This window comes from Sporosarcina gallistercoris (assembly GCF_014836415.1).
Lineage (GTDB): Bacteria > Bacillota > Bacilli > Bacillales_A > Planococcaceae > Sporosarcina > Sporosarcina gallistercoris.
The window spans coordinates 368,867-393,540 of the sequence record NZ_JACSQY010000001.1; the positions used below are offsets into that span (position 1 = coordinate 368,867).

Sequence of the window (24,674 nt, forward strand, 5' to 3'; positions counted from 1 at the left end):
AGTTATCTAGTTGTTTTGTGCTTCGCGGTTCTTCAGGAGCTGTTCTGCGATCTGAACAGAATTCAGCGCAGCGCCCTTCAGCAAGTTATCCGCGACAATCCACAAGTGGAAGCCTCTAGGATGATCTGGATCTTTCCGGATGCGTCCAACATAGACATCGTCCTTGTTTTCTGCAAAAAGCGGCATTGGGTACGTTTGTGTTGCAGGATTATCTTGGATGACTACGCCTGGTGCTTTTGCAATCGCCCGGCTGAATTCCTCAGCTGAAATTCCTTCTTTTTCAATCTCCACATAAACCGATTCAGAATGCCCTGTGACGACTGGCAATCTTACGCACGTGGCAGAAACGGCGATGGAAGGATCATTGAAAATTTTCTTTGTTTCTTTGATCATTTTCCACTCTTCTTTCGTATACCCCATGTCATCAAAAGAATCGATTTGCGGAATCGCGTTGAACGCTATAGGATAATGCCGTTTGGCACCTGCACTCGGCAGCTGTGACGCTGAATTTTCCGCTCTGCTGTCAAATTGTCCACTTTGGGATTTCAACTCTAAAATGGCATCCGCTCCTGCACCAGAAACCGCCTGGTACGTAGATACGAGGATTTTCTTAATGCCGAATGCTTCTTTTATAGGATTCAGGGCAACGACCATCTGAATTGTTGAACAGTTCGGATTTGAGATCAGCCCGTTGTGGGTATCCAATGCTTTCGGATTCACTTCAGGGACCACGAGTGGAACCTCAGCATCCATTCTGAACGCGCTTGTATTATCGATCACAATCGCTCCTCGACGAGTGGCTTCAGCTGCTAATTGCTCTGAAATAGCCCCACCCGCACTGAAAAAAGCAAAATCGACGCCATTGAATGACTCTGGTTTCGCTTCCTCGATCGTGAATAATCTTCCACCCGCTTGAATAACTGTTCCTGCTGAACGTGAAGATGCTAACAACCTTACTGAACGAAACGGAAACTTCCGTTCAATAAGTTTATCAAGAATTTTGGCACCTACTGCACCTGTCGCACCAACAATCGCAATCGTATAAGTCTGCATAATGATTCTCCTTATCTAACACGATGTCTCGTTAAATGAGAACACCAATATTTCGTATTGCAGGAATTATACCATAACAATGAATAATCGGGAGGTTTATTTCCCAGAAGAATGTACTATTAAAAGAGGCTGAAGCTGTCGCTTGTCAATTGCAGCAGCTGCCGCTTCAACAATTAATGAAAAATCGCTAATGAGTGAGTTCGGTTTTTTGAAGGGATCGTCTTGACCGAATGGGATGAAGAACACATTTTTCATGTTCAAGAGTTTGACTAGGTTTGCGGCATTCAACCCTAAGGCATCGTTCGTTGAGATTCCTAAAAGTACAGGTGAATGATTTCGTAACGTAGCTTTTGCAGCCATGAGAACAGGAGAATCCGTGGCAGCGTTCGCAAAACGGCTCATCGAATTCCCTGTGAGTGGAGCGATAATCATGCAGTCGACGGGAGTGGATGGCCCAAAAGGTTCAGCGCCTGCAATCGAAGAAATAACTTTTTCTCCCGTTGCCCGCTCAATCTTTTCGATCCATTCTTCTCCAGTACCGAATCGGGTAGCTGCTGTGAGGACAGAATGAGTAATGATAGGCACTACCGTCGCACCCGCGTCTTGAAGTTTCGTAATCATCGGTAACAATTCTTCGTACGTACAATGGGACGCTGTAATCCCGAGGCCAATACGTTTGTTTTCAAGCATTTTTTTACTCCTTTCCTCTGCACATCCTCAAAATTGTATCTGCCAAATAGCTTGCCGCTCTTTGCGGGAAGTGTTTACCTGGCAGTCCGAGGTGTAACGTATAGTATGCAGAGGACTTTCCGGGCTTTAGGCACCCGGGCTTAGATGCCAGATCAAACACACGCAGAGAATCTTCTGGCTGCAGCGTAAGCCATTGAGCTGGAATGGTATTGACTAAATATCCCGGTTTAAAATCAATATCGTGCGATAAGTTCTCCACTGCAAATCCCAACGCTTCGGCTTCACCGAGTTGAGCTTCTGAACGCGCAAAAATCGTCAGTTCCGCCCCTGCTGCCTGAAGTACGTGCGCAAGCATTCTTCCTACTCTTCCAAAACCAGCAATTTGAAAATGGGTGTTTGCGATCGGGGTGTTCGTTTCCTGATAAAAGTCTTTTACGAAACCTTCTGCCGTAAGTCGGGCATTATTCCAAACAAATCGTTCATCACTCAAATAGCTGGATACGATATGCCCGGCCGACTTTATTTCGATTTCCTGGATTTCAGATAGAATGCCTGTAAAAAACAGGGTCCTTTCAGGTAATCGCTGTGTGTCGAGTATTCCTTTCAACCCTTGTATCGGGAACACGATATGAGTGGGATGAATCTTGGCAATCTTGTCGGTAAGCTCATCTGATACTTCATCATTTAAGTGAACAGTAACATCCAACCCTTTTTCTATGAACAGACGTGCAGATTCTTCAATTCGTCGATCAGCACCAATCAACAGCCAACGCGCTTCACTCATCAAAATCTGCCCCTTCCAGGAAATGAGTGCGGCCAAATAAAATACGATGTTCGCCAATCAATACAATCTCACTCCACGGAATATATTGCTTTGATGTTTCTTTCTTTTGGAGAAACGGAATTTTACTCGCACGATCACGTATTTCAAATCCAATGATCGCACCGCTTGAGCGATCGAATAACAAATCCGTATCCGCTAAAAATCCGTAACGGATACCTTCTTCCACTTGAATCAGCTCTTTTTGAGCGAGTTCAGACAATAACACATGCATTCCTCCTAGTCTCTTTACCACCAGTCTATGATTCAACATGTGAAAAGCTGACAATCCGTTTGATTAGTTCTGATTCGGAGACAGAACGGAGATTGCAGGTTTGTTTCCTAACAAAGATTTTGCCATCGCTGCTATATCTTCTGCCGTAACAGCTTGGATCCGAGCAATGATTTCTTCCTCCGAGCGGTGCTCACCGAGGATCAATTCGTTATTACCATTGCGGTGCATTCTTGCTTCAGTACTCTCCAACCCGATCAAGTAGCTTCCCCGCATTTGTTCTTTCGCATTACTGAGCTCGTCTGCAGTTACTCCATGTTCGATGATTTCCTTTATCACAGATTGGACCGTTTCAAATAACAGTTTTTCATTTTCTGGAGAAGCTGCACACCCAATAACGAATGCCCCTTCTCTAGCATGAGAAGCATAATAGGAGTAAACCGAATACGCCAGCCCTTTTTCCTCCCTTACTTCTTGGAACAAACGCGATGACATTGTGCCTCCAAGAATACTATCGAGCAACGCTAAGCTGTATATGTCAGGGTGCTTCAGAGGGAGACCAGGATAGCCCAAAAATAGATGTGACTGCTCGATATCTTTTTCTTTCCGTCCTTCACCACTTATAAAGTTGGCCGATTCTATTGTTCGACGTTCCTCTTTTGGAACCGGTTTGCTGAAATCACCAAATAATTGCCCGATTGTCTGCAGAAGGGAGTCATTAAAATTCCCCGCAACAGAGATAACAATCCGATCAGGTGTGTAAAAATAATCCATGAAGGAGACAAGGTCCTGCCTTGTGAAAGACTGGACACGCTCAGATGTACCACCGATCGGTTTTCCGATAGCGTGGTCTGGATACATGAGTGCCCATAATCGTTCATCCGCATCTTCTTCAGGTGAATCTTCAACAGATGCGAGTTCGTCGATAATAACGGATTTTTCTTTTGCCATCTCCTGTTCATCCAATTTGGAATTTAATAGCATATCCGCTAAAATCCGTGCTGCGTCTTCTGCGCGGTCTTCTAAAACGGTAGCATAGAAACAAGTTGCTTCTTTTGTTGTAAATGCATTGATGTCTCCACCAAAACGATCAAATTGCTGCGCGATTTCTTTTGCGGTAAGTGACGCAGTACCTTTAAAGAGCATATGCTCAATGAAATGTGCAATGCCTTCCTCACTTGCCAACTCTTCAGCAGATCCTACTTTAACCCATATTCCTAGCGATACAGAACGAGCATGAGAAATGGATTCACTAACAACTCTCACGCCATTATCCAGTGTTTGAATGGTAACCATTGTGTTGCCTCCCTTTTGTACGTAAACAAAAAAGCCTCGCTCTCACAACTGTGGGAGGGAGGCTTCTGCGAATGAAATTACTCGCCTTGTTGTTCCGCTTTTTCTTTTTCTTCTTTGATAACAATTTTACGGGATAGGTTAACGCGGCCTTGGTTGTCGATTTCAATGACTTTGACGAATAATTCGTCTCCCAATTTCATTACGTCTTCCACAGCTTTTGTACGTTCTTCCTGGATTTCGGAAATGTGGAGCAAACCATCTTTTCCTGGGAATAACTCAAGGAATGCACCGAATTTTTCAATGCGTTTCACTTTTGCCATGTAATATTCTCCGACTTTTGCTTCACGGACGATGTTTTCAATCATCTTCTTCGCTTTGTCGTTCATCTCAGAATCCGGAGACGAAATGTAGATCGTACCATCTTGTTCAGTATCGATTTTCACACCGGTTTCTTCAATGATCTTGTTAATGACTTTTCCGCCTGGTCCAATCACATCGCGGATCTTGTCTGGATTGATGTGAATCATTATGATCTTAGGAGCATATTTTGATAGTTCTTGTGCAGGCTGGGCAATCGTTTCGAGCATATGACCTAGAATCTTCATACGTCCGATTTTAGCCTGAGTCAGCGCTTCTTCCAAAATTTGACGTGAAAGACCTTCGATTTTAATGTCCATTTGAAGCGCAGTGATCCCTTCGGAAGTACCGGCTACTTTAAAGTCCATATCTCCCAAGTGATCTTCCATTCCTTGGATATCAGAAAGCACCGAATAGTTGTCTCCTTTTTTCACAAGTCCCATTGCAATCCCTGCAACCGGAGCTTTGATTGGAACACCCGCATTCATCATTGCCATTGTAGATGCACAAATTGAAGCTTGTGATGAGGAGCCATTGGACTCGAGTACTTCAGCTACAAGACGAATCGTGTAAGGGAAGTCTTTTTCATCCGGAATAATTGTAGACAATGCACGTTCACCGAGCGCACCATGTCCAATTTCACGACGTCCTGGCGCACGGATCGGTCCTGTCTCTCCAACACTGAAGTTCGGGAAGTTGTAGTGATGCATGAACCGTTTCGTTTCTTCAAGTCCAAGGCCATCAATAATTTGCACTTCGCCGAGCGCTCCTAATGTACACACACTAAGCGCTTGAGTTTGTCCACGTGTAAATAGACCTGAACCATGGGCTCTAGGAAGAATGCCTGTTTCTGATGAAAGTGGACGGATTTCTTCAAGTCCCCGACCATCCGGACGGATTTTTTCATCCGTGATAAGACGCCGTACTTCGTCTTTAACAAGCTTCTCCAAAACGTTCCGGACTTGTTTCATTGTCGCATCATCCGCTTCGTTCTCTTCGTAACGAGCAATCACTTCGTTTTTCACAGCAGTGATCGCTTCTTCACGCGCATGTTTTTCTTCAGTCTGGATTGCTTGTACTAAATCACTGTTACAGCTCTCTTTGATCGTAGCAACAAGATCCTGATCGAGTTCGAACAATTCGATTTCCATCTTCTCTTTGCCGACTTCAGCGATGATTTTTTCTTGGAAAGCAATGAGCTTTTTAATTTCTTCATGCCCAAAAATGATCGCTTCCAACATAATATCTTCAGATACTTCTTTCGCGCCTGCTTCCACCATGTTAATCGCGTCTTTTGTACCAGCGACTACTAAATCGAGTTCGCTTGCTTCCAGTTGTTCCTGAGTAGGATTCACGATGAAATCTCCATTGACACGGCCGATTTGAACACCTGCAATCGGGCCATCAAATGGAATGTCCGAAATAGAAATTGCAAGAGATGATCCTAACATTGCCGCCATTTCCGATGAACAGTTTTGGTCCACAGACATCACGAGTGAAATGACTTGCAAGTCGTTACGGAATCCATCTGGAAATAGTGGACGTATTGGACGGTCAATTAGTCGGCTCGTCAAAATCGCTTTTTCAGAGGGACGTCCTTCACGTTTGATAAATCCTCCAGGGATTTTACCAACAGCATAGAGACGCTCTTCATAATTCACGGTAAGAGGGAAGAAATCCAATGCTTTCGGTTTTTTAGAAGCTGTCGCAGTAGAGAGTACTGTCGTTTCTCCGTAACGTACGAGAACAGCCCCGTTTGCCTGCTTAGCGAGTTGCCCTGTTTCGATGGTGAGCTCTCTGCCAGCCCAATCCATTGTAAACTTTTTGTGTTCTGTCATGATTGATCTCCTCTCGAGTTACATCCATTGAATACGTAGTATGTATTACGTAATAGTGTATCAAATTAAGCAAGGGTTTGCGAAATATTTCATTAAGTGATGGGATATACGAATTCCAATAGTTACACTGGCATCCGTTTGCATAGAAAAAAGCGGGCAAAGCCCGCTTTTTCGGTTGTCAATATTAACGGCGTAGGCCGAGTTTAGCGATTAGATCACGGTAACGTGCAACTTCTGTTTCACGTAAGTATCTCAAAAGACGACGACGTGTACCGACCATCTTATAAAGACCGCGGCGTGAGTGGTTATCCTTCTTGTGTGTACGCAAGTGCTCGTTCAAGTTGTTGATCTCTTCAGTAAGGATAGCGATCTGAACATCTGCAGACCCTGTGTCGTTTTCATGAGTTTTGAATTCGTTGATCAATTCATGTTTACGCTCTTGTGTAATAGCCATCCTAGTCACCTCCCATTCTTTAATATCCCCAAGTCCCAAGCATGCGTTGGTGAATCGCTAAGCCAAGGAAAGGTTCGTGTACATTGTACACTCCCCTATCATAGCATGCACGACAAATGACTGCAACCTTAGACTTTTTTAGCAAGAATCTTTTTTGCTGTTTCTTTATCTTCGGCGATTTGATTGATCAGCATGTCGATTGAATCGAATTTCTGTTCAGGCCTGATATGATCGATCCAGTCAACAATAGCCTGTTTGCCATACAGATCTCCCTCAAAATCGAAAACATTCACTTCGATTGTTTTACGTGCTTCATCGGGATGGTCGAAGGTAGGCTTTACACCGATGTTACAAACTCCGTCATAACGAGTTCCATCAACTGTGAACTGCACTGCATAGACGCCGTTTTGTGGCACTATGACTTCTTCACTTGGAATCATATTTGCTGTTGGAAAACCAAGCTGTCTTCCACGTTTGTCCCCATCGACTACTATGCCGATGGAACGGAAAGGTCTGCCAAGTAATGCTGCAGTTTTTGCTACATCCCCGTCCGCCAGTAATTTACGGATGCGTGTGGACGAAATTTTTTCATCACCATCAGCTACTTTTCCGACGCTCGTTGTGCCAAAAACTCCTTTTGATAACGAAGTCATCTGTTCCATATCCCCTTTTCCTTTAGCACCAAAAGTGAAGTCGAACCCAGCTGTTACATGACGCACATTCAATTTTTTCAACACTTGTACAACAAATTCTTCAGGAGTCAAATCGGCAAGGTTTTGATCGAATGTAACGATAAATAACGTATCGATTCCCATGTCACTCAAGATCCGCTGTTTTTCTTCCAAAGGAGTGATGTAACCAATCTTTCCATTTCCACTAGCAAACAAATGAGATGGATGCGGATTGAATGTCATGACTGCTGGGGCAATACCCAGTTTTTTCGAAGTGTCTATCGCTCGTTGTATGACCGTCTGATGGCCTTTGTGCAAGCCATCGAAAAAACCGATGGCTAATGAGAATTCCTTGTCTGAAATCTGCGGAACTCCCAGATCAATTTGCAATTCAATTGTTTCCAACATTTTCACCCTCTTCTCCTCTATTCGCAAGGAACATTTTCACAGGTTTCATGAGTCCGGCCTTCTCTGGATGCGGTGCGTATACTGCAATGGCTCTACCATGTTCGGAAAATACTGCTTCGGGCTCTGTATCGAATATCGGATGAAGCGGAAGGACTTGACCGTTTAAAATCTTTGTCAGTAACTCTGCATTGTCTTCCACGTGCACTTCAACGATGTCGTCCAAAGCCGTTTCCAAAGGTCGTAAAAACGGTTCGAGGATACCTGATTCCTGCATATTGCGGACTTCGTCAAGTGTGAGACAGTCATTTTGCACAAATGACCCTGAAGCTGTCCTGACTAAGTGTGACATATGGGCAGGATAGCCAAGACGCTCTCCAATTTGGACCGCAAGTGTACGTATGTAGGTCCCTTTTCCACAACGGACTTTAATGGTGAAGCGAGGTTCGATTCCTTGGAACTGCTCATCTTCACTGAGCAAATCGATTTCATGAATGTGTACGCTGCGTTCTGGACGCTCCACTTCGATTCCTTTCCTTGCATACTCATACAATTTTCTTCCATTCACTTTAACTGCAGAATACATAGGAGGAATCTGTGTAATATGGCCGGTTAAAGAACTTAATACTTGCAATACTTGTTTACGGGTGATCACTTTCTCCGATAGATTCTTCTCAACTACGGTTCCATCAGCGTCTTCCGTTTCAGTCGCTGTTCCGATCGACACTTCAGCAATGTACTCTTTGCCAGAATCCGTAATATATGATGCAACTTTAGTGGCTGAACCGATACAAATCGGAAGAACACCTTCTACATTCGGGTCAAGCGTACCGGTATGTCCCACTTTTTTCGTGCGGAGGATTTTCCGTAATTTAAAAACACAATCATGTGAGGTCATCCCTTTTTCTTTCCACAGCGGCAGGATTCCGTCCATTTCAGCGCCTCCTTTTAGATGTTGTTTCATAAGCTATGTAAAAAGAAAAAGGGATCGGAAATCCATTTGGATACCGATCCCTTTTGTTTAATTGCCCGACTCGTCTTCTTTCACATCTCGAAGAAGTGATTCGATTCGGTTGCCGTATGCGACGGATTCATCAAACGCGAAATCGATCTCTGGTGTTTTTCTCAAACGGATTCTTTTTCCGATCTCAGAGCGGATGAATCCTTTTGCTTTCTTAAGCCCTTCTAGTGACGCTTCTTTCTCAGAGTCTTTACCGAGAACAGAAATATAGATTGTCGCTTGTTGAAGATCACCCGTTACTTCCACATCGGTCACTGTGACGAAACCAATGCGAGGATCTTTCAAACGTTGGCCTATAATATCACCGAGTTCTTTTTTCATTTGTTCTGCGACTCGATTAACACGCATTGACATGGAGTTTCACCCCGCTTCACTATCCTGGATACTCGATTTGTATTGCAGTTAGTTCCCATTCCGGATTGGACTCAAGAAATCGCTGAACTCGATGGATTTCACGTTCAGCAGCTTCCGTAGAAGAGGCAACCGCAACGACGCCAAGCGTAGTCCGTTGCCAAAGATCCTGATGATCCAACTCAGAGATAGAAACATTATACCCATTTTTAACACGATCTATCATCCGTTTAAGCACGGACCGTTTATCTTTCAGAGAAGCCGCCATTGGAATGATGAACGAACACTCTGCGTAAACAATCACGCGCGCTTAATTTCCTGCATGATGTAGGATTCGATGATATCGCCTTCTTTAATATCATTGAAGTTCTTAATCGTGATTCCGCATTCATACCCTTTAGCGACTTCTTTTGCATCATCTTTGAAGCGTTTCAACGTATCGAGTTCTCCTTCAAAAATGACGATATTGTCTCGGTAAATACGAACGCCAGAATCTCTTGTGATCTTACCATCAGTTACATAACTTCCGGCAATTGTACCGATTTTAGAGACTTTGAATGTTTCACGAACTTCCACTTGCCCGATGACTTTTTCTTCGAATTCAGGGTCAAGCATGCCTTTCATTGCGGATTCGATTTCTTCCACAACTTTATAAATGACACGGTGCAGACGAATATCCACGCCTTCTTCATCGGCAGCACGTTTTGCATTGACGTCTGGACGCACGTTGAATCCAATGACGATTGCATTGGATGCAGCTGCTAACGAAATATCGGATTCGTTGATTGCTCCAGCACCTGTATGGATGATTTTAACATTGACGCCTTCTACGTCAATCTTCATCAATGAAGCTGCCATTGCCTCCACAGTACCTTGAACGTCTGCTTTGACAATCAGGTTCAATTCTTTCATTTCGCCCTCTTTCATCTGATCGAACAAGTTATCCAATGTAACACGCGTCTTTTCAGTACGCTGTTCTTGAATCGCTTCGACAGCACGGCTTTCACCGATTTGACGAGCAGTTTTCTCATCTTTGAAGACGACGAAACGGTCACCCGCTTGAGGGACGTTGCTTAGGCCTGTAATTTCAACCGGAGCAGATGGCCCGGCTTCCTTCACACGACGACCTACATCATTGATCATCGCACGGACCCTACCAAATGTGTTTCCGACAACAATCGGATCGCCGATGCGAAGGGTCCCATCTTGAACGAGTAACGATGCTACTGCACCACGGCCGCGGTCAAGCTGTGCTTCAATGACCGTACCTTTAGCACGGACGGAAGGATTCGCTTTCAATTCAGCAACTTCAGCGACAAGAAGAATCATCTCAATCAGCTGATCGATCCCTTCACCTTTTAATGCTGAAATCGGAACGAAAATTGTATCTCCGCCCCATGCTTCAGAGACTAACCCGTGCTCTGTCAATTCTTGCATGACACGATCCGGATTAGCTGTAGGCTTATCCATCTTATTCACTGCTACAATAATAGGAACTTCAGCAGCTTTGGCATGGTTGATCGCTTCGACTGTTTGCGGCATAACGCCATCATCAGCAGCTACGACTAGGATGGTAAGGTCAGTAACCTTTGCACCACGTGCACGCATTGTTGTGAATGCTGCGTGTCCAGGTGTATCGAGGAACGTGATTTTTTTACCTCCGGAATTGATTTGGTAAGCCCCGATATGCTGCGTAATACCACCCGCTTCACCTTGAGTGACTTTCGTGTTCCGAATGGAATCGAGTAATGTTGTTTTACCATGGTCAACGTGTCCCATAATGGTAACAACAGGAGGACGCTCGATTGCTTTTGTATCATCTTCAACTGATTCCTCATCTGATTCAGGATCTTCAAAATAAATTTCAAGATCTGTTACGTCGATGCGGATTTCCTCTTCCACTTCCACTTCGTACTCTGCGCAAATGAGTTCAATTGCATCTTTATCCAGCTCTTGGTTAATAGTAGCCATTACACCAAGAAGGAATAGCTTCTTAATGATTTCTGATGGTTCGCGACCTAGCTTGTTCGCAAGTTCTCCAACAGAAAGAGTTTCATAAAATGTGATTTTTTCAGGTAACGGCTTTTCCACTCTAGGCATCGGGTTCGCAGGACGATGTCTGCGTCGTCCTTGGTTAATGCCCCGCGCCGGCGGACGTCCGCCTCGTCGATTGCCGCCTCCGCCTTGACGGTTTTGGGAAGATGGTCCTTGGTTAGGACGATTTTGTCCACTTGAAGCTGGAGTGCTCTGGCCACCAGCCGTTGCTGGACGGCTGCTGCTTTGCCCTTGTGGACGGCTGGCAGATTGCCCTTGCGGACGACTGCTGTTCTGCCCCTGGGGACGGCTGCCTGTTTGACCTTGCGGACGAGTGTTGCTGTTTTGTCCTTGTGGACGGCTACCCGTCTGTCCTTGTGGGCGGTTTCCTGTTTGACCTTGTGGACGGTTTCCGCCTTGGCCCTGCGGACGATTGCCTGTTTGACTTTGAGGACGGCTATTGCCACCTTGGCCTTGTGGACGATTACCCGTTTGGCCTTGTGTACGATTCGTGTTCTGCCCTTGTGCACGAGGAGTACTTTGATTGTTCGATGGAGCACTTTTCGCAGATGAAAACTTTTTATCCAATTTTTCTGCAGAGCTAGTATCGATCATCGACATATGGTTTGTAACATCCACATTCATTTTACCTAGTTCTTCAATGACTTCTTTGCTTGATTTGTTAACCTTCTTCGCGTATTCATGTACACGTATTTTCGTCATTAGCCCACCCCCGTTATAATTCGTTGAGGAGCGAGGACAGCTTTTTAGCAAAACCGCTGTCCGTTACCGCGAGGACGACCCGCGACTCTTTACCGATTGCATGCCCGAGTGCTTCGCGGCTCCCGAAAACATGCTTCTCAACGTTGTAGCTATTACATTTATCCGACAGTTTCTTGTTCGTATTGTCAGATGCGTCTTCTGATAGTATAACAAGTTTTGCACTTTGTGCCCGCACTTCGGAAACTACAAGTTCTTCACCTGTTGTCAGTTTCCTTGCTCGAGCTGCTAATCCTAGCAGTTGATAAATCTTAGTTTCATTAGAAATCATTTAATGGCCTCTCTCCGGATCGCATGCAACAGATCCGCATACACTTGTTCCGGAACAGCTTTGCCCAATTGACTTTCAATAGCACGAGTCGCTTGCGCTTTTTCCACAGCTGCTTCAGATTTCGATACATAGGTTCCGCGACCAGACTTCTTGCCAGTCAAATCGACTGAGATTTCGCCTTCTTTTGTGCGGACAATGCGGAACATATCTTTCTTAGGAAACATTTGGCCGGTAGCTGCACACTTGCGCAACGGCACTTTTTTATTATTGACTGCCATGCGTATGCACCCTTTCGTCACTTCTTATTGCTGATCGTCTTGATACAAGTCGATTGACTCTGTATCGAGTTCTTCGGATTCTTCCGTCGAGTCAAGTGATGTCTCTTCATCTGAATAGACATCTACTAGCTCAGACTCATCAACGAATTCAGCGTGCGTTTGTTCTTCTTCGAATCGTGGATAGATCCCTAGTTCACGGGCATCTGTTTCACTCTTAATGTCAATTTTCCAGCCAGTCAATTTGGCAGCTAACCGTGCATTTTGACCTCGCTTACCAATCGCTAGCGATAATTGGTAATCCGGCACGACAACAGTTGTGGAACGATCCTCTTCCTTAACTTGAACGTCCAATACTTTGGAAGGGCTTAGAGCGTTCGCAACAAAGATAACCGGGTCTTCTGACCATTCGACGATATCCACTTTTTCACCGTTAAGTTCATTGGAAATGGATTGTACTCGAGCTCCACGTGCACCCACACAAGAACCGACAGGATCCACTTCTTCGTTCGTCGTAAAGACGGAAATCTTTGAACGGTCGCCCGCTTCTCTTGCAATCGATTTGATTTCTACAATTCCTTCAAAGATTTCAGGAACTTCCATTTCAAATAGACGGCGTAACAGTCCAGGATGTGTACGAGAAACAAACACTTGCGGTCCGCGTGAAGTGCGCTCCACTTTTGTAATGTACACTTTGATGCGGTCATGCGGATTGTACTTTTCAGATGCAATCTGCTCAGTCATAGGAAGTACTGCTTCCACTTTCCCTAAGCCTACATACAGATTACGTGCATCAAAGCGCTCTACAATCCCATTGACGATGTCGTCTTCACGGTCGATATACTCCTCATAGATAAGACCGCGTTCTGCTTCACGGACACGTTGAGTAACGACTTGCTTCGCAGTTTGCGCAGCAATACGACCAAAGTCGCGAGGCGTCACTTCTTGCTCCACTATGTCACCAACTTCGTACGCCGGATTGATCAGCAATGCATCTTCAAGCGAAATTTGCAGACGATCTTCTTCCACTTCTTCTGCTACTACATCTTTACGCGAAAAGACTTTAATGGTGCCTACACCCAAATTCAAGTCAACACGCACGTTTTGAGCTTGATTGAAGTTGCGTTTGTACGCAGTTACGAGGGCCGCTTCTATAGCGTCCACAAGTACCTCTCTAGAAATCCCTTTTTGCTTTTCTAATGCAGTTAATGCATCGAGAAGATCACTACTCATGTTCATCACTCCTGATTATTCAATTATGCAGAAAAGTCGATTGCATATCTTGCGACGGCAATCTTTTGCTTCTCGATTCTGACTGTCAATGTACGGGTCTTAATACGGATTTGAAGTTCAATAGCATCTGGCTCATTGACTAACAGGTGCCCTTCAAATTCTTTCATATCTTTAACCGGCTCATAGGTTTTTATATAAACGTACTGACCAACCGCCTTTTCAAAATCTTGTTCTTTTTTAAGCGGTCGTTCTGCGCCTGGAGAAGAAACCTCCAAAAAGTAATTCTGTGGAATCGGATCAGTACGATCCAGTTCTTCACTTAGACGTTCACTCACTTGTGCACATTGCATTATATCGATATTGCCTTCCTGCGTATCGATGTAGACGCGTAGGAACCAATCTCTTCCTTCTTTCAAGAACTCGATGTCGACTAGTTCAAGCGCTAACTCCTTAACAATCGGGAGTACTAATGTTTCGACTTCCTCTGTAATTTTACTCATCTTACCCCTCCCTTGCAGGTTGTAATTTGCTTGCATAATAACGGCAGACAACAGAAAAGAGCGGGGAATCCCACTCTTTTCGCGTAAGACTATAGCAAAAGTTGTTTCCATTATACCATACGTTCATAGCCCGCGCAAATTATCAAAATGCTCGCAGTAGAACACGTTGACTTCCGTTGCGAATGCATGCTTTATCCCGGTCTCGATTCCAGCCAATTGTTCAACAAAGAGTTGGGACTATTAGTTAGAACAATGAAAGCTGATTCATTTCCGGCATTCCTTCCAAGCACCCAAGCGCATCCATATATTCCGTAATGGTTTTGGATACACGTCCTCGACGCTGAAGATCTTCTTTTGAAAGGAATTCACCATCATCCCTGACCTCTACAATTGTTTTCGCAACGTTTGTACCGAGTGATGGAATGGCGTTGAACGGCGGAATCAGTGTATTGCCTTCGATGATGAATTCAGTAGCCGATGATTTGTACAAGTCCGGTTTTGCAAATGTAAATCCGCGTTCGCACATCTCCAATGCAATCTCCAAGACAGTCACCAAGCTTTTTTCTTTCGGTGATGCGTCCAATCCCTTGTCATAGATTTCTTTGATTTTCACTCTGATGGACGCCGATCCTTTAATCATTGTCGCCAAATCGTAATCCGTCGCCCTGACGGTGAAATACGTTGCATAATACATAATTGGATGGTGCACTTTAAAGTAAGCGATTCTCAATGCCATTAGTACATAAGCTGCGGCGTGTGCTTTCGGGAACATGTACTTGATCTTTTTACAAGATGCGATATACCATGCCGGAACTTTGTTTTTCTTCATTTCCTCTTCAAATTCAGGTGTCAGTCCTTTACCTTTACGAACAGACTCCATGATTTTAAATGCAATCGCCGGTTCCAGCCCTTGATAGATCAAGTACACCATAATATCGTCACGACAACCGATTACTTCAGCAAGCACACACGTTTTGTTCTGAATCAGTTCCTGTGCATTGCCAAGCCATACGTCGGTTCCATGAGACAACCCGGAAATTTGGATGAGCTCCGAAAACGTTGATGGCTTCGTTTCTTCAAGCATCTGTCGGACGAATCGAGTACCGAATTCCGGTACTCCGAGTGTCCCGGTTTTACAGTTAATCTGCTCTTCTGTTACGCCGAGTGATTCTGTCCCACTGAACAACGCCATCACACCAGGATCATCCGGCGGAATCGTTTTAGGATCCATCCCCGACAAATCTTCCAGCATCTTAATCATCGTCGGATCATCATGCCCTAAAATATCAAGTTTCAGTAAATTATTATCAATGGAGTGGAAGTCGAAGTGAGTTGTTTTCCAACTCGAGCCGACGTCATCTGCCGGGAATTGAATTGGCGTGAAATCATAGATTTCCATATTATCCGGGACAACGATGATGCCGCCAGGGTGTTGACCGGTATTCCGTTTAACACCTGTACACCCTTGAACAAGGCGGTCAATTTCAGCACCTCTCAAATTGATAGCATTGTCGTTCATATATCCCCGGACATAGCCATAAGCCGTTTTTTCCGCGACCGTGCCAATCGTTCCAGCCCTGTACACATAATCCTCCCCGAACAGTTCTTTCGTGTAGTTATGTGCCTTCGCTTGATATTCACCACTGAAGTTCAAGTCGATATCCGGCACCTTATCTCCGTTAAATCCAAGAAACGTTTCAAACGGGATATCATGTCCATCTTTTGTATAAGGGATGTCGCATGACGGACAATTTTTGTTCGGTAAGTCGAAACCAGAACCTACGGACCCATCCGAGAAGAACTCGGACTGCTTACACGCTGGACATACATAATGGGGCGGCATTGGGTTCACTTCAGTAATCTCCATCATTGTTGCGACAAGTGAAGAACCTACCGAACCACGCGACCCTACTAGATACCCATCATCCAATGATTTCTTAACGAGCTTATGAGAGATTAAATAGATCACCGCAAAACCGTTTCCGATAATCGATTTCAATTCCTTATCGATGCGAGCCTCTATAATTTCCGGTAACGTCTCACCATAGATTTTATGTGCCATTGTATACGTGAGTTGACGCACTTCTTCATCCGCACCTTCGATTTCAGGTGGATAAAGGTCGTCTTTGATCGGCTTGACATCTCCGACCCTGTCGACAATAGCAAGTGGATTATCTATCACGATTTGCTCTGCTGTCTCAGGTCCTAAGAATGCAAACTCCTCAAGCATTTCATCTGTCGTCCTGAAATGGACAGCAGGGAGTTCATGACGGTTCATCGGATTCGCACCGCCCATAGAACGAACCAATACTTGCCGATAGGCAGCGTCTGTTTCTTCGATATAATGCACATTTCCAGTCGCTACTACGGGCAGACCGGTCTTTTTACCAAGTTTAATCATTTTACGCATAATATCTTCAAGGTTCCATTCATCGCGAATGAGATCCAGTTCAATCAGGTGATTATAGACTGGTTTAGGATGAAGTTCCAAATAATCATAGAATCCAGCCACTTCTTCTGCTTCTTCGATCGATTTTTGCATAAGTGCTTCAAATACTTCACCTTTGTCGCACCCCGAACCGACAAGAAGCCCTTTTCGGTATTTCACGAGTAACGACCTTGGAATTCTTGGTACTCGATAAAAATAATCCATATGAGAGAAAGAGACGAGCTTAAATAGATTCTTCAATCCTTCATCACTCGTAGCAAGCAGCGTGCAATGATTCGGTCTTGAACGCTTATAAGCGTCCCCTTCACCGACGTTCTTGTTGAAGTCGTCCAACCACGTAATGCCTTTTTCAGCGGCATCTTTCATCAGTCTGACAAACAGATGAGCAGTCGCTTCCGTATCGTAAATGGCCCGGTGATGCTGGGTCAAATCGATATCGAACTTTTTAGCTAATGTATTGAGACGGTGATTTCTGAGATCCGGGTACAGAAGACGAGCTAATTCCAATGTGTCAATTGTGGGATAATCCATTGTTTCAATGCCGGATTTCTTACAGGACTCGTAAAAGAAGCCCATATCAAACGAAGCATTGTGTGCGACTAGAATGGAATCACCAATGAACTCAATGAAATCCACCATCACTTCTGAAACTTCCGGCGCGTCTTTCACCATATCATCGGTAATGCCTGTCAACTCAGTCGTTGTAGACGACAAAGGATGATGAGGATTGGAAAAACGTTCAAACTTGTCTACGATTTCTCCATTCTTGACACGCACTGCAGCAAGTTCGATCACTGTGTCATACACAGCAGACAGTCCTGTTGTCTCAACGTCAAAGACCACATACGTATCCTCTTCAAGAAACCGATGCTGTTCGTCGTATACGATTGGTACACCATCATCCACAAGGTTCGCTTCTAAGCCAAACAAGACTTTTATGCCATGCTTCTTCCCTGCATTATAAGCATCCGGGAAAGCTTGGACGTTCGCGTGATCAGTAATTGCAATCGCAGGGTGACCCCATTTGGCCGCTTGCGCAACGAGTGCTCCTGCAGAAGAGACTCCATCCATTTGACTCAGCTTCGTATGTGTATGCAATTCAACACGCTTTCTTCCTTCAGGGGCTTTGTCTTTCTTTACTACTGGAGCAACTTCCATAATATCTTGAGCCATCATGATCAAGTCGCGGACGAAAGTATCATTTTGAATACTTCCGCGAGCTCTCACCCACTTTCCTTTCGTGAGTGCTTTCATCAGGTCCGCATCTTCGTTGTCACGGGAGAACATTTTCACTAGGATGGAATCTGTGTAATCCGTTACTTTCAAGGTTAGCAATGACCGTCCGCTGCGCAGTTCTCTCACTTCAGCATCGAACACATATCCTTCGATTGTCACACGACGTTCTTCATCCTGGATTTGTTGTATCTCTAGGAGTGGTTCGTCTGCACGGATCGGCGTACCGAAAGAAATCGGACCAACTGGTGCGCTCCCGCCATCTTTCTTAGTAGTTTCCCGTTGTTGCATCGCTTCTAAGGCTTTTTGGGCATAGGCGACCTCTTCCGCTTTACGCTCTTCGAAAAATGCGACGCGTGCCTGCTCTTCTTCGACTGGGGCATCGGAAATTATGAACTCAGGATAGATCCTTGGAAATCCAAAGGACTCATACACATTTGAAATAAGTTGACCATACTTATTTTTCAATGTCCGTTGCTGCACATCGTTGACACAACAAACCGTGATTTTATCACCAGATAACACCGGTTTTTGCGCAGTAAGTACTTCCCGTATGGGAGGAGATACATCACCTAACTCATCCATAATTGCTGGCCAATAGGCAAGAATCGTTTCCTCTTCATGCACTTCTGTTTTCGTACTGATTTGCAATCGGATCGCAGCAATATTGGCGAAGGCTTGTTCAACTCGTTTTCGGAATAGCTGGAACACATCAAAAGGCAATGGTTTTTCCAGAGTTGCAGTGAATTGCCACACCCTGGATTTTTTGTAGATATCAATACGTTCCAGTTCTGCATCTTGAAAATGGATGACAAACGCATCTTCCGTCAGTCCAATTTGCTGGAGCAACATTGACATTTTTCTTTTAGCGTCCATACGTCTCTCCTTTTCCGTAAAAAGAAGGGAAGGACCGAAAATCGGCCTTCCCGTGTCTTTACTCTGTTCTGAAAAATTCCTGAAGCTTTTCTGTCACTTCTTCTTTCCGCATGCTGACTGCCTCACCCATCGTCCGATAAGTGACTTCCACCATCCCATCGGCAGCATCATCCCCAACTACGATCTTCACAGGAACACCTAACTGATTTGATGTTTTACGCTTACTATCGGCGCTTACATTTCGATCATCGAATAGCACACGGTACCGATATCCATTCATGACAGAGTGAATTTCTTCAGCTAGCTGCTGCTGATTTTCATCCTCAATATCTTCAATCAATAAATGAAGGTCATATGGCGCAAGTTGTATCGGCCATTTCAATCCGAGTGAATCACTGTAATGTTCAGCAGTTGCTGCGAATAGACGCGTCAAATCCATATAATAATACCCCGTTAATATTTCCAGAGGCTCCTTGTTAGCAACATTGATTTTACTGAATACTGGTTCCGGTTCAATAATCCGCGCAAATGTAACACCTTGACGAAATGTTAACGTACCGTTTCCGTCAGGGGAAGTATCTCCCTCTTTCACTACACGAATATCCACGTAATGATCGACTGCAAAATCACGATCCGGGTTCACATTCACCAAAAAAGTATCTTTTTCGTTTGCTCCACAAATTCCATTCACAATGGACGATATACCATAGTCAGCATAAACTGGCAAACCAAAAGGTAGTTGTACTGGTCCCATCGAATTCAGTTCAACACCTAACACTTTTTCCATTTCTTCCGAATCTAATAACCTGATAGCGGAAGTACCGAATAATTTCTTCAATTTCTTCTCATTCAGCTCGTGATCTCCACGGACTAGAATGAGTGTTGGCTCTGAATCGATGTCATACAGGAATGTTTGGATGGTTTGTGAGCAGTCTAACCCAAGCGTTTCAGCAAGAGGAACGATTTCTTTACCAAGCCCACTAATTTTCTCAGCTTTTTTCAGTTTTTTCGGTTCCTCAAGTTCTTCTTGGACAGCTTCTGCAAGCTCTGCTTTTGACGTATAAGTAGAATTCGTACTTTGTGCAAATGTTTCTTTGCCACACCCGGTAAAGGCGATGAACTCGTATTCAATTCTTCCATTTTCATTTTGGGATTCGATCACCTGATAGGGGATTCCTACCCTATTCACAATCGTTGAAAAGACCGAGAGAAGTGTCTCGCCATTTTCTTTCGCTTCAACGGTGTCTGTATGAAAAGAATATCCACTCATCAGCGAATATTCTTTAGCATACAGAAGACTGGAATCTTGAAGAGGGCTCCGCTCCTCCCTGACGTGCTGTTTTATGTGAAATACCGAAATCGGTAATTGCTCAGCACTTATGATTTCTTTTGCAATGAAAGACAGTAAAATCATTTCATCTGATTTTCCTGTCGCGTGTTGGAATTGTTCATACGGGAGATCCACTTCAAGAACCCGCGCTGACTCCATTTCATCCCTGATCACACGTTTAATATTTTCCAAAACTTTTCCTGCTAATGGGAAGTAGGCATACATCCCTTCAGATGTTTCCTGGACATAACCTGATTGAGTGAGAAGCTGATCTGCCAGACAGTTACTTGAAGTTTCAGCAGCAGGTATGAATACACCTGATTGTTTCATGGTGCGTCGCCTCCGTTACTCTCTGATCGAAAAGATCATCATTTCTAGAAAAAGAACTTTTGGATATCATTCCATGTTACGACAAGCATGAGTAACATGAGCAGCATAATTCCTACAAAGTGAACCATACCTTCTTTTTGTCGATCAATCGGTTTTCCACGCAATGCTTCAAACAAGAAGAACAACAACCGTCCGCCATCTAGCGCCGGAAGCGGTAGAAGGTTCATTATCCCTAAGTTAATGCTCAATACGGCAGCCCAATTCATGAGATTGAAAATACCATACTGCGCAACTTCCTCTGTAGCTTTGTATATACCTACCGGCCCAGATAATGCGTCTAGCGTAAATTGACCTGTAACCAGCATGCCGAGCAGTTCAATTATTTTCGCAATCCAGAACCAAGTTTGCTGTGCACCATAAGCAATGGCTTTCAATGGGTTTTTCTCCACTGGACTTGTGTAGTAAACACCGATCTGACCTTGTTTTTGCCCTGCCTCTTTCATTTCTTTTGGCGTTACTTGTAAAGTGACAAGTTCTCCATCACGTTCAACTTCTAGATTTATTGTTTGCCCGGCGTTATCTTGAATCGTTTCTGTGAATTCATTCCAAGTGTTCACCTCTACACCATTAGAGGATTTAACAAAGTCACCTTTTTCAATACCTGCTGCTTGAGCTGGGCTGTTTGCTTGAACTTCCGTAATAATAGGTTCGTTTGTTGGTACACCATTCAGTAAACCGAGTGCAACAAAGATAAAAAACGCCAGTATGAAGTTAAAGACCGGTCCTGCCAGGATCGTCAGGAATCTCCCCATCAAAGGTTTCGAGTCGAATTGGCGATCTTTTGGAGCAATCAGGGTCTTCTGTCCTTTTTCGTATATTACAGCAGTTCTGGATACTGAAAAACGAACGAGACTTCCTTCGTCATCATACCCCTTTATAAACAATTTATCATTGAGGTCCGCTTCTTCTGTTTCAAGAAATAAGACATCCGGATTCGACACATTTGAATTCAAATAAATCTTAGTCACTTCGTCTTGAGGGTTTAATATTAATCCTACACGATAACCAGGCAACAATTCCACTGTATCAAAATCTTCGCCTGCCATACGTACATATCCGCCAAGCGGGAGTAACCGCACCGTGTAAAGTGTTTCACCTTTTTGAATACCGATTATCTTTGGTCCCATTCCAATTGCAAATTCCCGAACCATGATTCCAGCTCTTTTTGCAAAAAGAAAATGTCCGAACTCATGGAAAAAGACTAATGAGCCAAAAATAATTATAAACGAGATAACATTCTCCATTTATACCCACCTTTTCAGCTTACTTGGCTGTTGTACTAAATAACTTATTTTATCATGGAATGGACAATTTTACGAGTTTGCTTATCCGTCTCTAGTATGGTTTCCAAATCAGGTTTTTGGATTGGTTGATGCTGTTCCATTGCTCGTTCTACCAACTCGTCGATCTGAACGAAAGGAATACGTCCCGCCATGAATTGACTCACAGCCATTTCATTTGCAGCGTTCATTGCAGTTGGCATTGTTCCTCCAATACGTCCCGCTTCGTAAGCTAGAGCGAGAGCCTTAAAACGAGTTAGATCCAGTTTCTCGAAATGCAGCTTTCCAATATCTTCAAGTTTAAGGCGTTGCGGATTTTCCATAGGAATTCTCTCAGGATAAGACAATGCATACTGAATGGGCACACGCATATCAGGAGAGCCTAATTGCGCCATGACACTTGTATCTTCAAACTCTATCATGGAGTGGATGATACTTTCTTTGTGTAACAGACAATCGATTTGGTCATAAGGCATATTAAACAGGTGGTGGGCCTCAATCACTTCAAGCCCTTTGTTGAACATCGTAGCTGAGTCGATGGTTAACTTATTGCCCATCGACCAGTTCGGGTGAGCGAGCGCTTGCTTCAATGTAACGTTGGCTAACTGGTCACGTGTTAAATCTCTGAAGCTTCCTCCAGAAGCTGTCAAGATGAGACGGCTGATGGATTTGGATTGTTCACCGTTCAACGCTTGAAACAGAGCGGAGTGTTCACTATCAACGGGTAAAACAGAAACGTCATATCGTTTTGCTTCTGCCATTACAATATCACCTGCTGCTACAAGTGTTTCTTTGTTTGCAATTGCAATTGTAATCCCTTGACGAATAGCGGCTAGTGTCGGTTGAAGCCCCACACTCCCGATTACAGAATTCAATAGAACATCCGCGCCTGTGTTTGCTGCAACTTCCTTCAATCCTTCAGCACCATAAAGGAAGCGTATAGAAGGAAACTCACTTTGCAGGGTTTCGGCATCCTTTTGTTCCATTACGGATATAAGTGGCGGCTTATGGGAAGCGGCAATTTCTCTCACTTTCTCAATATTACGCCCAGCAGAAAATGCTACAAGTTCAAATCGATCTGAGTGAGCTGCAATCACTTCGAGTGTTTGCAGACCAATGGAACCTGTAGCACCAAGAAGGCTGATCTTTTTTTTCATCAAAAACATCCCTTTCCATTAACTAACAAAGTGCAATAGATGAAGAAGCGGCAAAACAAATAACAAACTATCAAACCGATCTAAAATGCCGCCGTGTCCGGGCAGTAACTTTCCCGAGTCCTTTACGTTATAATTTCTCTTTAACGCCGATTCAACAAGATCTCCAAGCTGCCCAATAATCGATGCAACGATTGTGACACCGATCAAGATGAGGAATGTAGACGTGACAGGCTGTATAAGCTGAAATAGTACCGCGAAAATTACAGCACTCAAAATCCCTCCTACAAAACCTTCAACTGTCTTGTTTGGTGAAATATCCGGCCACAGCTTTCTCTTTCCTAGTTTACGGCCGATAAAATATGCTCCAGAATCAGTTGTCCATACAATGACAAGCGCATAGATGATGAACACTAAACCAGCATCACGAGTAGCTGTGAGATAGTAAAATCCCATACCTACATAAAAAGCTGACATCACCAAAAAGGACGCATGGGCAAACGTAAAACGATTCTTCACAAGAACAGTATAGATCAATAAGAGCAATATAATGATAAAAGCGGCTTCTAATTTCGTATAGCCAGCTGTTCCAAGCCAACGCAGCGCTAGTGGGTTAGGCAATAATAGAACTGCTGCCAATAACCACGATAGGATACCTTCGACAGAAAGTAATTTTATGGATTGCATTTTCAACAGTTCATACAGTCCGATTGTTGCGATTGCATAGACCAAAATGGTGAATGGAATTCCTCCAATCACAACAAATGGAATGAATACTGCAGCTGCTACAATAGCAGTTAGTATCCGTTGTTTCACTTGATTTCATCCCCTTCAAGACTTCCAAACCGTCTACTTCGTTTTTGATAATCCTCTATAATGTCAAGCATGTTGGCCTCATTGAAGTCTGGCCAAAGTACATCAGTAAATGCAAGCTCTGCATAGGCTAACTGCCAGAGCATGAAATTGGACAGACGGACTTCCCCACTCGTTCGGATGAGAAGGTCAGGGTCCGGTAGATGAGCGGTCATCATCGCACTCGAAACGTTCTCTTCAGTTAGTTCATCTAGTTGAATAAGATTTTCTGAAAGCTGGTGGGCTAAATTCTTTACTGCTTCGGCAATTTCGAAACGACTTCCATAATTCATTGCGAAATTCAGGATCATTCCATCATTATCCGCTGTCGCTTCCATCGCTTTCTGAATCGCTTCTTTTGTATGGGCAGGCAATAGTTCAGAACTACCGATCATTTCCACTTTCACGTTATTCTCAACTAACTCCGGCAAATACGTACTTAAAAATTCACCTGGAAGCTTCATGAGAAAATCGATTTCGCGTTTAGGACGCTTCCAATTTTCTGTTGAAAATGCGTATAACGTCAAAACCCGAATGCCTAGGTCGTTGGCAAAAAGAGTGGTCTTCCGAACGGTTTTCATCCCTTCATGGTGACCTGCAATTCTAGGAAGTTTCCGTTGTTTCGCCCATCTTCCATTTCCATCCATTATAATGGCGACATGAGTTGGCATCGGTTTCTCTTTCGCAATCGTGACCCGCTCTTGTAATGTCGACGGGACAGCCGTCGTCTTCTTTCGCAGTAGTTTATCGAACATTATTTTTCCTCCACTCGACGACGTTTCAAATCCTTCATCCTCTTTATCCTAACAAAATACAGGAGAACTTGCAT

General features: G+C 44.1%; 22 protein-coding genes. All 22 read right to left on the reverse strand.

What is annotated here, in order from left to right:
* Nucleotides 1–6: 6 nt before the first annotated feature.
* Complete coding sequence (locus H9659_RS01860; RefSeq protein WP_225217589.1) at nucleotides 7–1,053, reverse strand: aspartate-semialdehyde dehydrogenase; 1,047 nt, start codon at nucleotides 1,051–1,053, stop codon at nucleotides 7–9.
* A 96-nt stretch (nucleotides 1,054–1,149) separates the two neighbouring features.
* Nucleotides 1,150–1,743 carry a dipicolinate synthase subunit B gene (locus H9659_RS01865; RefSeq protein WP_191688201.1) on the reverse strand — a complete coding sequence of 198 codons (594 nt, stop codon included), beginning with the start codon at nucleotides 1,741–1,743 and terminating at the stop codon, nucleotides 1,150–1,152.
* Nucleotides 1,744–1,747: 4 nt separating this feature from the next.
* Nucleotides 1,748–2,527, reverse strand: coding sequence for a dipicolinate synthase subunit A (locus H9659_RS01870; RefSeq protein ID WP_191688202.1), 780 nt, complete (start codon nucleotides 2,525–2,527; stop codon nucleotides 1,748–1,750).
* Nucleotides 2,520–2,798, reverse strand: a complete 279-nt coding sequence (locus H9659_RS01875; RefSeq protein WP_225217590.1) for a YlmC/YmxH family sporulation protein — start codon at nucleotides 2,796–2,798, stop codon at nucleotides 2,520–2,522. Before H9659_RS01875 ends, H9659_RS01870 begins: the two co-directional genes overlap by 8 nt.
* Nucleotides 2,799–2,861: 63 nt before the next feature.
* A complete protein-coding gene (locus tag H9659_RS01880; RefSeq protein ID WP_191688204.1) occupies nucleotides 2,862–4,091 on the reverse strand; it encodes a M16 family metallopeptidase in 1,230 nt (409 codons plus the stop codon).
* Between the two features lie 77 nt (nucleotides 4,092–4,168).
* Complete coding sequence (pnp, locus tag H9659_RS01885) at nucleotides 4,169–6,286, reverse strand: polyribonucleotide nucleotidyltransferase (RefSeq protein WP_191688205.1); 2,118 nt, start codon at nucleotides 6,284–6,286, stop codon at nucleotides 4,169–4,171.
* Nucleotides 6,287–6,470: 184 nt separating this feature from the next.
* Nucleotides 6,471–6,740 carry a 30S ribosomal protein S15 gene (gene rpsO / locus H9659_RS01890; RefSeq protein WP_191688206.1) on the reverse strand — a complete coding sequence of 90 codons (270 nt, stop codon included), beginning with the start codon at nucleotides 6,738–6,740 and terminating at the stop codon, nucleotides 6,471–6,473.
* 128 nt (nucleotides 6,741–6,868) lie between these two features.
* Nucleotides 6,869–7,819, reverse strand: coding sequence for a bifunctional riboflavin kinase/FAD synthetase (locus H9659_RS01895; RefSeq protein ID WP_191688207.1), 951 nt, complete (start codon nucleotides 7,817–7,819; stop codon nucleotides 6,869–6,871).
* The gene (gene truB, locus H9659_RS01900; protein ID WP_191688208.1) at nucleotides 7,803–8,750 is read right to left on the reverse strand and encodes a tRNA pseudouridine(55) synthase TruB; all 948 of its coding nucleotides are present in this window, start codon (nucleotides 8,748–8,750) and stop codon (nucleotides 7,803–7,805) included. The genes H9659_RS01895 and truB overlap by 17 nt, the downstream gene beginning before the upstream one ends.
* Before the next feature lie 87 nt (nucleotides 8,751–8,837).
* Complete coding sequence (gene rbfA / locus H9659_RS01905) at nucleotides 8,838–9,191, reverse strand: 30S ribosome-binding factor RbfA (protein WP_191688209.1); 354 nt, start codon at nucleotides 9,189–9,191, stop codon at nucleotides 8,838–8,840.
* Between the two features lie 19 nt (nucleotides 9,192–9,210).
* A complete protein-coding gene (locus H9659_RS01910; RefSeq protein ID WP_191688210.1) occupies nucleotides 9,211–9,492 on the reverse strand; it encodes a DUF503 domain-containing protein in 282 nt (93 codons plus the stop codon).
* The gene (infB, locus tag H9659_RS01915) at nucleotides 9,489–11,945 is read right to left on the reverse strand and encodes a translation initiation factor IF-2 (protein WP_191688211.1); all 2,457 of its coding nucleotides are present in this window, start codon (nucleotides 11,943–11,945) and stop codon (nucleotides 9,489–9,491) included. The genes H9659_RS01910 and infB overlap by 4 nt, the downstream gene beginning before the upstream one ends.
* 13 nt (nucleotides 11,946–11,958) lie before the next feature.
* The gene (locus H9659_RS01920; protein ID WP_191688212.1) at nucleotides 11,959–12,273 is read right to left on the reverse strand and encodes a YlxQ family RNA-binding protein; all 315 of its coding nucleotides are present in this window, start codon (nucleotides 12,271–12,273) and stop codon (nucleotides 11,959–11,961) included.
* Nucleotides 12,270–12,551 (reverse strand): RNase P modulator RnpM, encoded by a 282-nt coding sequence (rnpM, locus tag H9659_RS01925; RefSeq protein WP_191688213.1) that lies wholly within the window; start codon nucleotides 12,549–12,551, stop codon nucleotides 12,270–12,272. The genes H9659_RS01920 and rnpM overlap by 4 nt, the downstream gene beginning before the upstream one ends.
* A 24-nt stretch (nucleotides 12,552–12,575) precedes the next feature.
* On the reverse strand, nucleotides 12,576–13,781 hold the full coding sequence (nusA, locus tag H9659_RS01930; RefSeq protein WP_191688214.1) for a transcription termination factor NusA: 1,206 nt from the start codon (nucleotides 13,779–13,781) through the stop codon (nucleotides 12,576–12,578).
* A gap of 23 nt (nucleotides 13,782–13,804) precedes the next feature.
* Nucleotides 13,805–14,281, reverse strand: a complete 477-nt coding sequence (rimP, locus tag H9659_RS01935) for a ribosome maturation factor RimP (RefSeq protein WP_191688215.1) — start codon at nucleotides 14,279–14,281, stop codon at nucleotides 13,805–13,807.
* A gap of 244 nt (nucleotides 14,282–14,525) precedes the next feature.
* A complete protein-coding gene (locus H9659_RS01940; RefSeq protein WP_191688216.1) occupies nucleotides 14,526–18,839 on the reverse strand; it encodes a PolC-type DNA polymerase III in 4,314 nt (1,437 codons plus the stop codon).
* A gap of 58 nt (nucleotides 18,840–18,897) precedes the next feature.
* Nucleotides 18,898–20,499, reverse strand: coding sequence for a proline--tRNA ligase (locus H9659_RS01945; protein WP_191688217.1), 1,602 nt, complete (start codon nucleotides 20,497–20,499; stop codon nucleotides 18,898–18,900).
* 44 nt (nucleotides 20,500–20,543) lie between these two features.
* Complete coding sequence (gene rseP / locus H9659_RS01950) at nucleotides 20,544–21,803, reverse strand: RIP metalloprotease RseP (RefSeq protein ID WP_191688218.1); 1,260 nt, start codon at nucleotides 21,801–21,803, stop codon at nucleotides 20,544–20,546.
* Nucleotides 21,804–21,847: 44 nt separating this feature from the next.
* Nucleotides 21,848–22,996, reverse strand: coding sequence for a 1-deoxy-D-xylulose-5-phosphate reductoisomerase (locus H9659_RS01955; protein ID WP_191688219.1), 1,149 nt, complete (start codon nucleotides 22,994–22,996; stop codon nucleotides 21,848–21,850).
* Nucleotides 22,997–23,014: 18 nt separating this feature from the next.
* Nucleotides 23,015–23,809: a phosphatidate cytidylyltransferase gene (locus H9659_RS01960; protein WP_191688220.1), complete on the reverse strand. Its 795-nt coding sequence runs from the start codon at nucleotides 23,807–23,809 to the stop codon at nucleotides 23,015–23,017.
* Nucleotides 23,806–24,600 (reverse strand): isoprenyl transferase, encoded by a 795-nt coding sequence (locus H9659_RS01965; RefSeq protein WP_191688221.1) that lies wholly within the window; start codon nucleotides 24,598–24,600, stop codon nucleotides 23,806–23,808. The genes H9659_RS01960 and H9659_RS01965 overlap by 4 nt, the downstream gene beginning before the upstream one ends.
* Between the last annotated feature and the right edge of the window lie 74 nt (nucleotides 24,601–24,674).

Coding starts and splice junctions, on each gene's coding strand:
- H9659_RS01860 (WP_225217589.1), bottom strand. CDS start 1,053: ATGCAGACTTATACGATTGCGATTGTTGGTGCGACAGGTGCAGTAGGT.
- H9659_RS01865 (WP_191688201.1), bottom strand. CDS start 1,743: ATGCTTGAAAACAAACGTATTGGCCTCGGGATTACAGCGTCCCATTGT.
- H9659_RS01870 (WP_191688202.1), bottom strand. CDS start 2,527: ATGAGTGAAGCGCGTTGGCTGTTGATTGGTGCTGATCGACGAATTGAA.
- H9659_RS01875 (WP_225217590.1), bottom strand. CDS start 2,798: ATGCATGTGTTATTGTCTGAACTCGCTCAAAAAGAGCTGATTCAAGTG.
- H9659_RS01880 (WP_191688204.1), bottom strand. CDS start 4,091: ATGGTTACCATTCAAACACTGGATAATGGCGTGAGAGTTGTTAGTGAA.
- pnp (WP_191688205.1), bottom strand. CDS start 6,286: ATGACAGAACACAAAAAGTTTACAATGGATTGGGCTGGCAGAGAGCTC.
- rpsO (WP_191688206.1), bottom strand. CDS start 6,740: ATGGCTATTACACAAGAGCGTAAACATGAATTGATCAACGAATTCAAA.
- H9659_RS01895 (WP_191688207.1), bottom strand. CDS start 7,819: ATGTTGGAAACAATTGAATTGCAAATTGATCTGGGAGTTCCGCAGATT.
- truB (WP_191688208.1), bottom strand. CDS start 8,750: ATGGACGGAATCCTGCCGCTGTGGAAAGAAAAAGGGATGACCTCACAT.
- rbfA (WP_191688209.1), bottom strand. CDS start 9,191: ATGTCAATGCGTGTTAATCGAGTCGCAGAACAAATGAAAAAAGAACTC.
- infB (WP_191688211.1), bottom strand. CDS start 11,945: ATGACGAAAATACGTGTACATGAATACGCGAAGAAGGTTAACAAATCA.
- H9659_RS01920 (WP_191688212.1), bottom strand. CDS start 12,273: ATGATTTCTAATGAAACTAAGATTTATCAACTGCTAGGATTAGCAGCT.
- rnpM (WP_191688213.1), bottom strand. CDS start 12,551: ATGGCAGTCAATAATAAAAAAGTGCCGTTGCGCAAGTGTGCAGCTACC.
- nusA (WP_191688214.1), bottom strand. CDS start 13,781: ATGAGTAGTGATCTTCTCGATGCATTAACTGCATTAGAAAAGCAAAAA.
- rimP (WP_191688215.1), bottom strand. CDS start 14,281: ATGAGTAAAATTACAGAGGAAGTCGAAACATTAGTACTCCCGATTGTT.
- H9659_RS01940 (WP_191688216.1), bottom strand. CDS start 18,839: ATGGACGCTAAAAGAAAAATGTCAATGTTGCTCCAGCAAATTGGACTG.
- H9659_RS01945 (WP_191688217.1), bottom strand. CDS start 20,499: ATGAAACAATCAGGTGTATTCATACCTGCTGCTGAAACTTCAAGTAAC.
- rseP (WP_191688218.1), bottom strand. CDS start 21,803: ATGGAGAATGTTATCTCGTTTATAATTATTTTTGGCTCATTAGTCTTT.
- H9659_RS01955 (WP_191688219.1), bottom strand. CDS start 22,996: ATGAAAAAAAAGATCAGCCTTCTTGGTGCTACAGGTTCCATTGGTCTG.
- H9659_RS01965 (WP_191688221.1), bottom strand. CDS start 24,600: ATGTTCGATAAACTACTGCGAAAGAAGACGACGGCTGTCCCGTCGACA.